This window comes from Streptococcus sp. FSL R7-0248 (assembly GCF_037967965.1).
Lineage (GTDB): Bacteria > Bacillota > Bacilli > Lactobacillales > Streptococcaceae > Streptococcus.
Map to the genome: position 1 here is coordinate 436,151 of NZ_CP150201.1, position 14,044 is coordinate 450,194.

Here is a 14,044-nt window from a genome sequence, read left to right on the forward strand (position 1 = left end):
AAAATGGGGTGAAAATGCACAGAATTTTCAGTAAAAAAAGAATACTTCTCTTCTTAAATGGCAACAATATTCTGTCAATTCCGATAAAAATGTGGTACAATTAAAAAAATGTATGTTTTTAAGGAGAAATCGTAAATGTCTATTAAAATTGGATTGCTTGGCTTTGGTACAGTAGCTAGCGGTATTCCTTTCCTCTTGAAGGAAAATGGTGAAAAGGTTCTTGCAGCCTCACGTGACCAACTCGAAATTGCGAAGGTTTTGGTTAAAGATGACGAGGAAAAAAATCGTCTTATCGCTGCAGGCAACGACTACAATTTTGTCACAAATGTTGACGAAATCCTTAACGATGATGAGATTCAAATCGTTGTTGAATTGATGGGTCGTATCGAGCCAGCTCGTACCTTTATCACAAAAGCACTTGAAGCAGGTAAAAACGTTGTTTCTGCCAACAAAGACTTGATTGCTACTCACGGCCAAGAGTTGATTTCTCTTGCTCAAGATAAGGGTGTGGCTTTCTACTATGAAGCTGCCGTTGCTGGTGGTATTCCAATTTTGCGTACTTTGGCTAATTCTTTGACATCTGACAAGGTAACACGTATCCTCGGTGTGCTCAACGGAACATCTAACTTTATGATGACTAAGATGGTTGACGAAGGTTGGTCATATGAGGATGCTCTTAAGACTGCCCAAGAACTTGGTTATGCTGAAAGTGATCCAACCAACGACGTTGAAGGTATTGATGCTGCTTATAAAGCTGTTATCCTTAGCCAATTTGGTTTTGGTGCCACAATTGATTTCGACGATGTGACTCACAAGGGGATTACAAACATCTCTACTGATGATGTAGCTGTCGCTCAAGAATTGGGTTATGTTATCAAATTGGTTGGTGATGTGCGTGAAGTAGAATCAGGTATCTCTGCAGAAGTATCACCAACATTCTTGCCAAAAAATCACCCACTTGCTAGCGTCAACGATGTTATGAATGCAGTCTTTGTTGAATCTATCGGCATTGGCGAATCAATGTACTACGGTCCTGGTGCTGGTCAAAAACCAACAGCAACATCTGTTTTGGCAGATATTATCCGTATTGCTCGTCGTCTTTCAGATGGTAATGTTGGGAAACCATTCAACGAGTTCCGTCGTGACTTGCCATTGGCTAATCCAGCAGATGTTAAGAGCAACTACTACTTTGCCCTTGATACGCCAGACGAAAAAGGTAAAATCCTTCACTTATCTGAAATCTTCAACTCAGAAGATATTTCATTTGAACAAGTCTTGCAACAAAAAGCAAATGGCACAACAGCTCGTATCGTTGTGATTACACATGCTATGTCTAAGACACAACTCAAAGCTGTTACTGAAAAACTTGAAGCAGCAGAAGACTTCACTGTTGTCAACACATTGAAAGTTTTGTCTAACTAATTGATAAGCCCATACTGGTGCGTATAAGAAAGGTATTCAAGGAGAAAAGTCGCTGATGGCTTTCCTCCTTTTGGTGTATTATTATGAAAATTACTGTTCCAGCAACATCTGCCAATATTGGTCCAGGTTTTGACTCTGTGGGTGTTGCCGTTTCTAAATATTTGACAGTCGAGGTGCTTGAACCAGCGGATGCATGGCATATCGAACATGAATTGGGAGATATTCCTTCAGATGAAAATAACCTCCTCATTTCAACTGCCTTGCAAGTTAAGTCTGATTTGCAGCCCCATAAATTGGTGATGGCATCAGATATTCCCTTGGCGCGTGGGCTAGGTTCTTCAAGCTCTGTTATTGTTGCAGGAATCGAGTTGGCCAATCAATTGGCAGACTTGAAGCTCTCAGACGATGATAAACTTGATATTGCGACCAAGATTGAAGGTCACCCGGACAATGTTGCTCCAGCTATTTTTGGGAATCTTGTTGTGGCCTCTTATGTGGACGAACATGTTAATAGCATTGTTACAGATTTTCCAGAGTGTGCCTTTGTAGCCTTCATCCCGAGCTATGAACTTAAGACGTCTGATTCACGTGGGGTGCTTCCAAGTGACTTGTCTTACAAAGAAGCTGTAGCTGCATCATCTATTGCCAACGTTGCCATTGCTGCCCTCTTTGCAGGTGATTTGGTCAAGGCAGGACGTGCTATCCAAGGAGACATGTTCCATGAACGCTACCGTCAAAAATTGGTTAAAGAATTTGCGACTATTAAGGAATTATCAGGTCAATACGGTGCTTATGCGACCTATCTTTCAGGCGCTGGCCCAACAGTTATGACCTTGGCGCCAAATAATCAGGCTGAAGCCCTTAAAACTGCAATAGATGGTCTTGGCTTAGATGGTGAAACCTTCATCCTATCTGTGGATAAAGCAGGTGTTGTCGTTGACTAGAAAAAATCAAGGGCTACTCTTTGGTTTAGCAACCTATATTCAATGGGGATTTTTATCCCTTTTTTGGAAGCTTTTATCAGGTGTTTCGGCTTATAACACCTTTTCATGGCGAATTGTTTTTACTGTAGTGACTATGTTGGTTTATGCCCTGGTTGCTAAGCAAAATGCCCGTTTTAAAGATGAGCTAGTCGAACTTTGGCAGGATAAGAAAGTCTTACTTCGCATGCTACTTGCTAGTTTTCTCATAGCAGCTAACTGGTTGATTTATATCTATGCTGTGGGTCATGGGCTAGCGACGCAGGCTAGCCTGGGCTATTACATTATGCCTATTGTTTCTATCTTGTTCGCTCTTATTTTTCTTCGTGAATCTCTGAGCAGAACCATGTGGGCAGCAGTAGTCTTAGCTTTTATAGGAGTCTTAGTTCTTGTTGTCAATACAGGAAAACTTCCCATGGTTTCTTTGGGGCTAGCTCTGAGCTTTGGTTTCTACGGTCTCATCAAAAAAGGAGTTAGGCTCTCCAGTGACGTAGCCATGCTAGTAGAAAGTGGTTTGCTACTCCCTTTTGTAGTCATCTATCTCATTTTCTTTTCTCCAGAATCATTTTCTTCCTATTCGATCATGGAAATGTTTCTCCTAGCCATCTCAGGTGTAGTGACGGCTGTTCCCTTACTTTGCTTCTCGGAAGCAGTCAAAAGGGCACCACTTAACCTAATCGGTTTCATCCAGTATCTTAATCCTACGATTCAACTTCTCGTAGCCATTCTCATTTTTGGTGAGACGGTCAGCTTTGGAGAATTGAAAGGCTTCCTCTTTATCTGGATAGCCATCCTAGTCTTTGTAACTGGCCAAATAGTAACATTTCGTAGAAGTTCCTGATAGCTATTGGGAACTTTTTATAATGTCGACCTAAAAATGAGCCAAGTTTATCTGACAATTTTAGAACTTTAAGATATAATAGTAGTATTAGATTAAAATAGCGGAGAATTTTATGCGAAAAATGAAAAAGCTAGTGAGCTATCTGCTTTTGCTCGCTATCCCAGTTGCCATCGCTGCAGGTCTGTTTATCTTTAACGGTTCAGGTTACCGTTTGTCAGAACAAGATGCAGCCGACATTGCTTACAAAAATGCAGGTGTCAAAACTTCTGAGATCTCTCAATCAACAGTTTCAAAAGCACGTTCTGGGCTTCACGGAAGTTATGAGATTAGTTTCACAACGTCAGACAACCATTTTGAGTATACGATTGACGGTCAGTCAGGATCTATTTTGAAACATAAGAGTGATCATCCAACCTCTAAGGATGAAGATGATGCTCAAAAAGGTGAAGAACCTAAAGACGAGACTCAAACTAGTGAAAGCAAGGAAGAGACAGCAGTATCCAAAGAAACTGCACAAACGACAGCTCTTAACCATGCTGGCCTAGCTGAGGGTTCTGTGACAAACTTGAAAACAGACTTGAAGACTGAAGGAGACGGTAAAGTCTACAATATCAGCTTTGATTATGCGGCTAGTGGTCTACGTTATAAATACGCGGTAAATGCTGATTCAGGAGCTATCGTAGCTTATACAACTGAGTACCTCACAGGAGCTACCACTCCTGCTCAGTAGGTCGCAGATAGAGTGAAAGTCCTCCTCCTTATCATTGAGGAAAATCCTTGCAATTTCTCTGAAATGGTGTAAACTTAAAGTGAAAACGGTAACAGTAGCTTTAAAAGTTGCCGTAGAATCAAGGAGGCTTTGACCATGAAAGAATTCCAAGCATTTAAAGACACGCTTAGCAATAAGGCTCTCAAAGCCATTTACGAAGAAAGTAAATTGGAAGTTCAAGATGAAACAACCGAAGGTACAGAAGCCTTCTCACTAGCCTTGGCAACCCAAATGGCTATCAATCTACTTGAAAGCTATGAAAAATGGCTAAAAGAAGAAAGAGCTAAGGAAGAAAAATAAAATGGAATCCTTGTCAGAAGACAGGGATTTTCGCTTGGAAGCGGAATAGTTGTGTCAAGTCTATGTCGGTATTCTCCACAATTTCATTTGTCTTGAGATTAAAAATGTGATAGAATAAGACCATTCAGAGGTGCTTTGAGGCCCATTTGTCACAGGAAGCGGTGGTACTGAGAAATCCGCACAAATGTCAAAGCTGGTTGCTGATGGTCAAATTGAATCAAGAAAGCTGTGAGTGGTTGCCACTCAAAATTGGGTGGTACCGCGGATATATATTCGTCCCTGTCATAGTTATGGCAGGGATTTTCTATAGCTTTTAAAGAACTAAGACCGAAGGTCACAGGTGAATTTAGAGATATCGATGCAGACGGAGCGCAAGCGAGGTCTACGTTCCTATAAAAGGAGGGTGACATGAAGCAATCTTTTGAGACCAGTAAATTGTACTATGGTTTTCCCATTTTTATCTTGGGTTACCAGGACCAGACACATGGCTATAATGTGACGACTTGTAGTTCTTCCTATAGTCTAGGAGATTGGCTGGTCATCGGGGTTGGTAGTGAGGAAAATGCGGCAGACCAGATTAAGCATTATCAGAAGTTCACAGTGAATATTCCTGATGAGAGTTTAATGCTTGAGATGGAGCAGGCTGGTTTTATTAGTCATCGTGAAAAGATTGCTAAACTCGGCTTAGATTTCCAACCTTCTAAACTGACACAAGCACCTATGCTGGATGCCTGTCCAGTCGTTCTGGATTGTGAGGTCGACAGAATTATTGAGGAAGATGGTATCTGTCATATCTTTGCTAAAATCCTAGACCGCCTTGCTGATCCTGGTTTGCTAGATGACAAGGGACATTTCCGTAATGATTCTTTTGCACCGACTTACTTTATGGGTGATGGCCATAAGCGTGTCTATCGCTATCTAGATGATCGAGTTGATCCTATGGGAAGCTTCATCAAGAAAGCGAGGAGGAAGGATGACAAAAGCTGAATTACCAGAACGAATCGAAACGGAGCGTCTGGTCTTACGAAATCGTACATTGGCGGATGCAGAGGCAATCTTTGACTTTGCCGGTCGTCCAGAAGTCTCCTACCCAGCTGGTTTTCCACCCGTCAAGACCTTGGAAGATGAAATCTATTACCTAGAACATATCCTTCCCGAGCGCAATCAAAAAGAAAATCTCCCAGCAGGCTATGGCATTGTGGTCAAAGGGACTGATAAAGTTATCGGATCTGTTGATTTCAACCATCGCCACGAAGATGATGTACTTGAGATTGGCTATACCTTGCACCCAGACTATTGGGGACGAGGTTATGTACCAGAAGCAGCACGTACCTTGATTAATCTGGCTTTTAAAGAATTGGAGCTTCACAAGATTGAATTGACTTGTTTTGGCTACAATGTCCAAAGTCAACGTGTCGTTGAAAAACTCGGTTTCACTCTTGAAGCTCGCATAAGGGATCGCAAAGATGCTCAAGGCAACCGTTGTGACAGTTTCATATATGGCTTGCTGAAGAGTGAGTGGGATGAGAAATAACTAAGTATAGACACTAAAAAAATTTGTAAAGTTTAAATAACTTATAAAGTATTGAGGTACAAAATGGAAAACGAAAGCTTGGATTTAATTATTAAGGAAGTAGAAAATCAACAGGAAAAAGAGTTAGTTCGTTTTGAATCTAACTTATCTGAAGGAATAAATAAGTACAAAGAAGTATTACCAGCTGATCTAATAACACCCCAACTACAGGAAAAAATTGACAACGAAGTAAAATTACAATTAGTTGAATTTCAAAAAAGTATTGATTTGAAACCGAAAGCATTATACCATGCTTTAAAAGTTGAGGCTGAACTTAATCCTGAAATTGAAAAAGATGATTTGAAACAAAGTGCTTATGATTTCTTGGAAAAAACAACAAAAAACAAATATTTAAAAAAGATTATTCGTGAGCTAAAAAAAGGAGTATAAAATGGCAAATGTTGGGGATTTAGCTGTTAAAGGAGGAAAAGCTGTTATTAAATTTATGCTAGAATTGATAACAGAATTTCTGAAAAGTGAAGAATTTAAAAAACAAATGAAATTCATGGTCGAAACTTTAGTCACTAAGGTAGTTGATAAAGTTATAGAAGAAAAGAAAAGAAATAGCTAGAAAGGACAAACACATGTCTAAAGAACTTTCACCTAAATACAATCCAGCCGAGGTTGAGGCTGGTCGTTACCAAAAATGGCTTGATGAGGATGTTTTCAAGCCTTCTGGCGATAAAAAGGCTAAGCCTTATTCAATCGTTATTCCACCACCAAACGTAACTGGTAAACTTCACCTTGGTCACGCTTGGGATACTACTTTGCAAGATATTATCATCCGCCAAAAACGCATGCAAGGTTTCGACACGCTCTGGCTTCCTGGTATGGACCACGCAGGTATTGCCACTCAAGCTAAGGTTGAAGCGCGTTTGGCTGAAGAGGGCATCTCTCGTTATGACCTGGGTCGTGAATCTTTCTTGACTAAAGTTTGGGAATGGAAAGACGAGTATGCCTCAACTATCAAGCAACAATGGGGTAAGATGGGTCTCTCTGTAGACTACTCTCGTGAGCGTTTCACCCTTGACGAAGGTCTTTCAAAAGCGGTTCGTAAGGTTTTTGTAGAGCTTTACAAAAAAGGTTGGATTTACCGTGGTGAATTTATCATCAATTGGGATCCAAAAGCTCGTACAGCCCTTTCTGATATCGAGGTTATTCACAAGGATGTTGAAGGTGCTTTCTACCACATGAACTACATGTTGGAAGATGGTTCACGTGCCCTTGAAGTAGCAACAACTCGTCCTGAGACTATGTTTGGGGATACTGCTGTAGCGGTTAACCCAAATGATGACCGTTATAAAGACTTGATTGGTAAAAATGTTATCTTGCCAATCTTGAACAAGCCAATCCCAATCGTTGGGGACGAACACGCAGACCCTGAATTCGGTACTGGTGTGGTTAAAATCACTCCTGCCCACGACCCTAATGACTTCTTGGTTGGTCAACGTCATAACTTGCCACAAGTCAACGTTATGAACGATGATGGTACCATGAATGAATTGGCTGGTGAATTCAACGGTATGGACCGCTTTGAAGCACGTAAGGCTGTTGTTAAGAAATTGGAAGAAATCGGTGCCCTTGTTGAAATTGAGAAAATGACTCACTCAGTTGGTCACTCAGAGCGTACAGGTGTGCCTGTTGAGCCACGTTTGTCGACACAATGGTTCGTTAAGATGGATCAATTGGCGAAAAATGCCATTGCTAACCAAGACACAGACGACAAGGTTGATTTCTATCCACCTCGTTTCAACGATACCTTCCTTCAATGGATGGAAAATGTCCACGACTGGGTAATTTCTCGTCAGCTCTGGTGGGGTCACCAAATCCCTGCTTGGTACAATGCTGAAGGTGAAATGTACGTTGGCGAAGAAGCACCAGAAGGTGATGGCTGGAAACAAGACGAAGATGTCTTGGATACTTGGTTCAGTTCTGCCCTCTGGCCATTCTCAACTATGGGCTGGCCTGATGTCGACTCGGAAGACTTCAAACGTTACTTCCCAACATCAACACTGGTCACAGGTTATGACATCATCTTCTTCTGGGTGTCTCGTATGATCTTCCAATCATTGGAATTCACTGGCCGTCAACCATTTAAGAATGTCCTTATCCACGGTCTTATCCGTGACGAGCAAGGACGCAAGATGTCTAAGTCCCTCGGTAACGGTATTGACCCAATGGATGTTATCGAAAAATACGGTGCTGATGCCCTTCGTTGGTTCCTTTCAAACGGTTCTGCACCAGGTCAAGACGTGCGCTTCTCTTACGAGAAAATGGATGCATCTTGGAACTTCATTAACAAGATCTGGAACATCTCTCGTTACATTCTCATGAATAATGAAGGGTTGACCTTGGATGCGGCGCGTGAAAATGTAGCTAAAGTCGCTGCTGGTCAAGCAGGTAATGTCACAGACCGTTGGATTCTCCACAACCTCAACGAAACAATCGGCAAAGTCACTGAAAACTTTGATAAGTTTGAATTCGGTGTGGCTGGACACATCCTCTACAACTTCATCTGGGATGAGTTTGCGGATTGGTACGTTGAGTTGACCAAGGAAGTGCTTTACAGCGATAACGAGGACGAAAAAGTCATCACTCGTTCTGTCCTTCTTTACACTTTGGACCAAATCTTGCGTCTCCTTCACCCAATCATGCCATTCGTAACTGAAGAAATCTACGGCCAAATCTCTGAAGGAACTATCGTGACGGCTGAATACCCAGTGGTTCGTCCAGAATTTGAAAATGAAGAAGCGGCAGCTGGCGTTGAAGCTCTTAAAGACGTGATTCGTTCTGTCCGTAACTCACGTGCAGAAGTTAATGTGGCTCCAAGCAAGCCGATCACCATCTTGATTAAGACTAGCGACAGCAAGCTCGATGCCTTCTTCAATGATAACGTCAACTACATCAAACGCTTCACAAATCCAGAACACTTGGAAATTGCAGCAGATGTCGAAGTACCTGACTTGGTTATGTCAAGCATCATCACAGGTGCAGAAATCTACTTGCCACTTGCTGACCTTCTTAATGTTGAAGAAGAATTGGCTCGTCTTGAAAAAGAATTAGCCAAATGGCAAAAAGAACTGGATATGGTCGGTAAGAAGCTCTCTAACGAACGCTTCGTAGCCAATGCCAAACCAGAAGTCGTCCAAAAAGAACGCGACAAACAAGAAGATTACCAAGCTAAATACGATGCGACAGTCGTACGTATTGAAGAAATGAAGAAATTGGTGAAATAAACATAGAAACACGGCGGAATGCCGTGTTTTTTAATGAATTGTATTAGTGTTGTTTTAAAGAAGAGGCTAGACAAATTGATCTATTGTGGAAGAAAGAGAAATAAACGCTCCTCTTCAGCTTTCTTTAAGCAACCCAAGCTATACTATAATCATTCTAATAAGTATTGCTGAACATGGTTCGGTAGAACTCACACCTCTGACGATGAGTCAGACAGTGAAACTTTCTTTTTTTCATAAATTTCCCAAACAAGTCTAACCTACCATAGTTAGGCTTGTTTTTTTTGTAATAAGCAGACTAGTTTTTCATTAAAAGTAAACGCTTACGTAAAATTAGTGAAAACGTTAGGCAAAGTCAGTGAAAACGTCTAAAAAACCATCAATTCGTTGACTTTCGTGGAAAATAGGACTAAAATAACAGGGTAAAAAAAATTAAAAGGAGAATTCTACTATGAATCTAACTATCTTAGCCCTCGGTTTGGCCGTTATGGGTGTATCTGTTGGTGAGGGTATCCTCGTTGCCAATATCGCTAAAGCTGCAGCTCGCCAACCTGAGATGTTTAGCAAACTTCAAACATTGATGTTTACTGGTGTTGCCTTTATCGAAGGTACCTTCTTCGTATTGTTTGCCCTTAGCTACATTGTCTAATAGACAAATAAAAGATGAAGGAGGGATGAGCAGTGGAAACTACAAGTAATCCAACCGTCTCATTATTTGGGATTGATTTTGACTTGACTGTCCTTGCCATGTCTCTCTTGACAGTAATTATCGTTTTTGGAGTGGTTTTTTGGTCAAGTCGTAAGATGACCATTAAACCAAAGGGAAAACAAAATGTGCTTGAGTTCATCTATGAGTTTGTGAATAGTACCATTTCTCAAAGTCTTGGGAAATTCACGAAGAATTATAGTTTGCTCTTGTTTGTAATTTTCACCTTTGTTTTTACAGCAAACAACTTAGGTTTGCTTGTGTCTGTAAAAAGTGAGCATTACAATTTTTGGACTTCTCCAACATCGAACTTCGGTGTTACTATCACTCTTTCTTTGATTATTACCCTCATTAGTCATATTGAGGGGATCCGTAAAAAAGGGTTTAAAGGCTATCTAAAGGGCTACCTTTCACCATACCCAGCTATGCTCCCAATGAACATTTTGGAACAATTAACCAACCCTGCTTCATTGGCCTTGCGTTTGTTTGGTAACATTTATTCTGGTGAGGTACTTACTGGCTTGATTCTTCAATTGGTGACCTGGTCTGCTTTTGCAGCACCTGTATCCTTTGCTTTGAACCTTGTCTGGGTTGCCTTTTCAGCCTTTATCGGCTTTATCCAAGCCTATGTCTTTATTATCCTAAGTTCAAACTATATTGGTGATAAAGTCAACGAAGAATAATTAAGAAAGGGAGAAATGAAATGTCAATACTTATTAATAGTACGACACTTGGTAATATCATTATCACACTCGGCTCAGTTTTTCTCTTGTATTACCTCATCCGTAAATTCGCATGGGATCAAATTACAGGAATCTTTGCTGCTCGTGAAAAGAAAATTGCCACAGATATTGATAGTGCTGAAAATGCTCGTCAAGAAGCAGAAAGCTTGGCACAAAAACGTCAAGATGAGTTGGCAGGTGCTCGCACTGAGGCAGCTCAAATTATTGATGGGGCCAAGGAAACTGGTAAAACTCAAGAATCAAAAATCATTGCAGAAGCACATGATGAAGCTAAACGCTTGAAAGAAAAAGCAAATCAAGACATTGCCCAAAGCCGTGTGGAAGCACTTGCTGGCGTTAAAGGTGAAGTTGCAGACTTGACTGTCCTCTTGGCGGAAAAAGTTATGAAACAAAACCTTGATGCTAAAGCGCAATCTGACTTGATTGATAGCTATCTTGATCAATTAGGAGATGCTTAATGGATAAGAAAACACAAGCTCTTGTTGAGCAGTATGCCAGAAGCCTGGTAGAAGTCGCTTTTGAACAAGACGCCGTGTCAACAATCCAAGAAGAAGTAAGGCAAATCCTAACAGTTTTTGCTGAAACAAATCTAAAAACCTTCTTGTCGCAGGAAAATGTGACAAGTGAAGCTAAAAAAGAAAGTTTGAGCTTGTTTCAAGAGTCTTGTTCAGTGTATATGAACAATTTTCTTGAGGTAATCTTACTCAATGACCGTGCCAACATTCTCTATGATGTGTTGAAATTGGTCCTTGAGCTCTTTGACCAAGAAGACAATAGTTACGATGTCACAGTGACATCAGCAAGTCCCTTGTCTGAGGAACAAAAAGCCCGACTTTTGGCGATTGTTTCACAAAAATTTGAGATTAAGACACGTCGTTTAGTAGAAAAAATTGATGAGGACCTCATCGGAGGATTCGTCATCAAAGCAAAAAATAAGGTTGTTGACACGTCAATTCGCAGTCAATTGCAAACCTTTAAAACGAATTTGAAATAGAAAGTGGTGTGACTTTTGGCAATTAACGCACAAGAAATTAGCGCTTTAATTAAAAAGCAAATTGAAAACTTCCAGCCAAACTTTGACGTCACTGAAACTGGTGTCGTTACCTATATCGGTGACGGTATCGCACGTGCTCGTGGTCTTGATAATGCCATGAGTGGTGAGTTGCTCGAATTTGAAAATGGTGCCTATGGTATGGCCCAAAACCTTGAATCTAATGATGTCGGTATCATTATCTTGGGGGATTTCGTAGCAATTCGTGAAGGCGATATTGTTAAACGTACTGGAAAAATCATGGAAGTTCCAGTTGGTGAAGCCCTTATTGGTCGTGTAGTAAACCCACTTGGGCAACCAGTTGATGGTCTTGGTGACATCGAAACAACAGGTTTCCGTCCAGTTGAAACACCTGCTCCAGGTGTTATGCAACGTAAATCAGTTTCTGAGCCATTGCAAACTGGTCTTAAGGCCATTGATGCCTTGGTTCCAATTGGACGTGGTCAACGTGAGTTGGTCATCGGAGACCGCCAAACTGGTAAAACTTCAGTAGCCATTGATGCTATCTTGAACCAAAAAGGACAAGATATGATCTGTATTTATGTGGCTATTGGTCAAAAAGAATCAACAGTTCGTACACAAGTAGAAACTCTCCGTAAACATGGTGCTCTTGATTACACAATCGTTGTGACTGCCTCAGCATCACAACCATCACCATTGCTTTACATCGCACCTTACGCTGGTGTTGCAATGGCTGAAGAGTTCATGTATAACGGAAAACACGTCTTGATTGTTTATGATGATTTGTCTAAACAAGCCGTGGCCTACCGTGAACTTTCATTGCTTCTCCGTCGTCCACCAGGTCGTGAAGCCTACCCAGGGGATGTCTTCTATCTCCACTCACGTCTTTTGGAACGTTCAGCTAAAGTTTCAGATGATCTTGGTGGTGGTTCAATTACTGCCTTGCCAATCATCCAAACGCAAGCCGGAGATATCTCAGCTTATATCGCAACAAACGTTATCTCAATCACAGATGGACAAATCTTCTTGCAAGAAAACTTGTTTAACTCAGGTATTCGTCCAGCCATTGATGCGGGTTCTTCCGTATCACGTGTAGGTGGATCAGCGCAAATTAAAGCGATGAAGAAGGTTGCTGGTACACTTCGTCTTGACTTGGCTTCATATCGTGAACTTGAAGCCTTTACGCAATTTGGTTCAGATTTGGATGCTGCGACTCAAGCGAAATTGAACCGTGGTCGTCGTACAATCGAAGTTTTGAAACAACCGCTTCATAAACCACTTCCAGTTGAGAAACAAGTTGTTATCCTTTACGCTTTGACACACGGTTTCTTGGATAGTGTTCCGGTTGATCAAATCTTGGATTTTGAAGAAGCACTCTATGACTACTTTGATAGTCACCATGAGGATATCTTTGAAACTATTCGTACAACTAAGGATATTCCTGAGGAATCTGTACTTAATGAAGCTATCCAAGCTTTCAAAGATCAGTCAGAATACAAATAGAAATAGGGAGGACAGCATATGGCAGGCTCTCTAAGAGAAATCCAAGCAAAAATTGCTTCAACAAAGAAAACGAGTCAGATCACAGGAGCCATGCAAATGGTTTCTGCATCAAAATTGACACGTTCTGAGCAAGCTGCTAAAGATTTCCAAATCTATGCCTCAAAAATTAGACAGATCACAACAGATCTTCTACATTCAGAATTAATTAATGGTTCGTCAAATCCAATGTTGGATGCACGTCCAGTTCGTAAGACAGGTTACATTGTCATTACTTCAGATAAAGGACTTGTTGGAGGTTATAACTCAACAATTCTTAAAGCTGTGTTGGACATGATTAAACGTGACCATGATTCTGAAGATGAATATGCTATCATTTCTATTGGTGGAACAGGTTCAGATTTCTTCAAGGCTCGTAACATGAATGTTGCTTTTGAACTTCGTGGCCTTGAAGATCAACCTAGTTTTGATCAAGTCGGAAAAATCATTTCTAAAGCTGTAGGAATGTATCAAAATGAACTTTTTGATGAACTCTATGTGTGCTATAACCACCATGTTAACAGTTTGTCTAGCGAAGTTCGTGTGGAACAAATGCTTCCTATCGCTGATTTGGATCCCAATGAATCAGAAGGTCATGTGTTGACCAAGTTTGAATTGGAACCAGATCGTGACACTATTTTGGATCAACTCTTACCACAATATGCGGAGAGTCTTATCTACGGTGCTATCGTAGATGCCAAAACAGCTGAGCACGCAGCGGGTATGACTGCAATGCAGACAGCCACTGATAATGCTAAGAATGTGATTAACGATTTGACAATCCAATATAACCGTGCGCGTCAAGCTGCCATCACTCAGGAAATTACTGAAATTGTTGGTGGTGCAAGTGCACTTGAATAGCTAGAGATTTGTCTTAATTAGACACACATGAAAAAGGGATGATTGTCATCCAAAAAACTATCATA

The 14,044-nt window shown here is 40.9% G+C and carries 16 protein-coding genes; all 16 read left to right on the forward strand.

From position 1 onward, the window contains the following. Positions 1-135 precede the first annotated feature (135 nt). Positions 136-1,422, forward strand: a complete 1,287-nt coding sequence (locus NYE32_RS02205) for a homoserine dehydrogenase (RefSeq protein WP_156685156.1) — start codon at positions 136-138, stop codon at positions 1,420-1,422. 83 nt (positions 1,423-1,505) lie between these two features. After that, positions 1,506-2,366, forward strand: a complete 861-nt coding sequence (gene thrB, locus NYE32_RS02210; protein ID WP_156685155.1) for a homoserine kinase — start codon at positions 1,506-1,508, stop codon at positions 2,364-2,366. After that, positions 2,359-3,243 (forward strand): EamA family transporter RarD, encoded by an 885-nt coding sequence (rarD, locus tag NYE32_RS02215; RefSeq protein ID WP_156685154.1) that lies wholly within the window; start codon positions 2,359-2,361, stop codon positions 3,241-3,243. Before thrB ends, rarD begins: the two co-directional genes overlap by 8 nt. A 112-nt stretch (positions 3,244-3,355) precedes the next feature. Further along, the gene (locus NYE32_RS02220) at positions 3,356-3,973 is read left to right on the forward strand and encodes a PepSY domain-containing protein (protein ID WP_156685153.1); all 618 of its coding nucleotides are present in this window, start codon (positions 3,356-3,358) and stop codon (positions 3,971-3,973) included. A gap of 135 nt (positions 3,974-4,108) precedes the next feature. Further along, positions 4,109-4,312 carry a hypothetical protein gene (locus NYE32_RS02225; protein ID WP_002886082.1) on the forward strand — a complete coding sequence of 68 codons (204 nt, stop codon included), beginning with the start codon at positions 4,109-4,111 and terminating at the stop codon, positions 4,310-4,312. A 408-nt stretch (positions 4,313-4,720) separates the two neighbouring features. Next, positions 4,721-5,299: a flavin reductase family protein gene (locus NYE32_RS02230; protein ID WP_156685152.1), complete on the forward strand. Its 579-nt coding sequence runs from the start codon at positions 4,721-4,723 to the stop codon at positions 5,297-5,299. After that, on the forward strand, positions 5,286-5,846 hold the full coding sequence (locus tag NYE32_RS02235; RefSeq protein ID WP_156685151.1) for a GNAT family protein: 561 nt from the start codon (positions 5,286-5,288) through the stop codon (positions 5,844-5,846). The genes NYE32_RS02230 and NYE32_RS02235 overlap by 14 nt, the downstream gene beginning before the upstream one ends. Positions 5,847-5,909: 63 nt before the next feature. Next, positions 5,910-6,275, forward strand: coding sequence for a hypothetical protein (locus tag NYE32_RS02240; RefSeq protein WP_002885992.1), 366 nt, complete (start codon positions 5,910-5,912; stop codon positions 6,273-6,275). 1 nt (position 6,276) lies between these two features. Continuing rightward, on the forward strand, positions 6,277-6,456 hold the full coding sequence (locus tag NYE32_RS02245) for a hypothetical protein (RefSeq protein WP_002885940.1): 180 nt from the start codon (positions 6,277-6,279) through the stop codon (positions 6,454-6,456). A gap of 13 nt (positions 6,457-6,469) precedes the next feature. Continuing rightward, positions 6,470-9,121: a valine--tRNA ligase gene (locus tag NYE32_RS02250; RefSeq protein WP_156685150.1), complete on the forward strand. Its 2,652-nt coding sequence runs from the start codon at positions 6,470-6,472 to the stop codon at positions 9,119-9,121. A gap of 448 nt (positions 9,122-9,569) precedes the next feature. Beyond that, positions 9,570-9,767, forward strand: coding sequence for a F0F1 ATP synthase subunit C (locus NYE32_RS02255; RefSeq protein WP_002890193.1), 198 nt, complete (start codon positions 9,570-9,572; stop codon positions 9,765-9,767). A 32-nt stretch (positions 9,768-9,799) separates the two neighbouring features. Further along, positions 9,800-10,507: a F0F1 ATP synthase subunit A gene (atpB, locus tag NYE32_RS02260; protein ID WP_037601951.1), complete on the forward strand. Its 708-nt coding sequence runs from the start codon at positions 9,800-9,802 to the stop codon at positions 10,505-10,507. A gap of 20 nt (positions 10,508-10,527) precedes the next feature. Further along, a complete protein-coding gene (gene atpF / locus NYE32_RS02265; RefSeq protein WP_014634008.1) occupies positions 10,528-11,025 on the forward strand; it encodes a F0F1 ATP synthase subunit B in 498 nt (165 codons plus the stop codon). Continuing rightward, positions 11,025-11,561, forward strand: coding sequence for a F0F1 ATP synthase subunit delta (locus tag NYE32_RS02270; RefSeq protein ID WP_037601953.1), 537 nt, complete (start codon positions 11,025-11,027; stop codon positions 11,559-11,561). The genes atpF and NYE32_RS02270 overlap by 1 nt, the downstream gene beginning before the upstream one ends. 15 nt (positions 11,562-11,576) lie before the next feature. Beyond that, positions 11,577-13,082 (forward strand): F0F1 ATP synthase subunit alpha, encoded by a 1,506-nt coding sequence (gene atpA / locus NYE32_RS02275; protein WP_037601955.1) that lies wholly within the window; start codon positions 11,577-11,579, stop codon positions 13,080-13,082. Positions 13,083-13,100: 18 nt separating this feature from the next. After that, the gene (locus NYE32_RS02280) at positions 13,101-13,979 is read left to right on the forward strand and encodes a F0F1 ATP synthase subunit gamma (RefSeq protein ID WP_002890208.1); all 879 of its coding nucleotides are present in this window, start codon (positions 13,101-13,103) and stop codon (positions 13,977-13,979) included. The last annotated feature ends 65 nt before the right edge of the window (positions 13,980-14,044 follow it).

Coding starts and splice junctions, on each gene's coding strand:
- NYE32_RS02205 (WP_156685156.1), top strand. CDS start 136: ATGTCTATTAAAATTGGATTGCTTGGCTTTGGTACAGTAGCTAGCGGT.
- thrB (WP_156685155.1), top strand. CDS start 1,506: ATGAAAATTACTGTTCCAGCAACATCTGCCAATATTGGTCCAGGTTTT.
- NYE32_RS02220 (WP_156685153.1), top strand. CDS start 3,356: ATGCGAAAAATGAAAAAGCTAGTGAGCTATCTGCTTTTGCTCGCTATC.
- NYE32_RS02225 (WP_002886082.1), top strand. CDS start 4,109: ATGAAAGAATTCCAAGCATTTAAAGACACGCTTAGCAATAAGGCTCTC.
- NYE32_RS02230 (WP_156685152.1), top strand. CDS start 4,721: ATGAAGCAATCTTTTGAGACCAGTAAATTGTACTATGGTTTTCCCATT.
- NYE32_RS02235 (WP_156685151.1), top strand. CDS start 5,286: ATGACAAAAGCTGAATTACCAGAACGAATCGAAACGGAGCGTCTGGTC.
- NYE32_RS02240 (WP_002885992.1), top strand. CDS start 5,910: ATGGAAAACGAAAGCTTGGATTTAATTATTAAGGAAGTAGAAAATCAA.
- NYE32_RS02245 (WP_002885940.1), top strand. CDS start 6,277: ATGGCAAATGTTGGGGATTTAGCTGTTAAAGGAGGAAAAGCTGTTATT.
- NYE32_RS02250 (WP_156685150.1), top strand. CDS start 6,470: ATGTCTAAAGAACTTTCACCTAAATACAATCCAGCCGAGGTTGAGGCT.
- NYE32_RS02255 (WP_002890193.1), top strand. CDS start 9,570: ATGAATCTAACTATCTTAGCCCTCGGTTTGGCCGTTATGGGTGTATCT.
- atpF (WP_014634008.1), top strand. CDS start 10,528: ATGTCAATACTTATTAATAGTACGACACTTGGTAATATCATTATCACA.
- NYE32_RS02270 (WP_037601953.1), top strand. CDS start 11,025: ATGGATAAGAAAACACAAGCTCTTGTTGAGCAGTATGCCAGAAGCCTG.
- NYE32_RS02280 (WP_002890208.1), top strand. CDS start 13,101: ATGGCAGGCTCTCTAAGAGAAATCCAAGCAAAAATTGCTTCAACAAAG.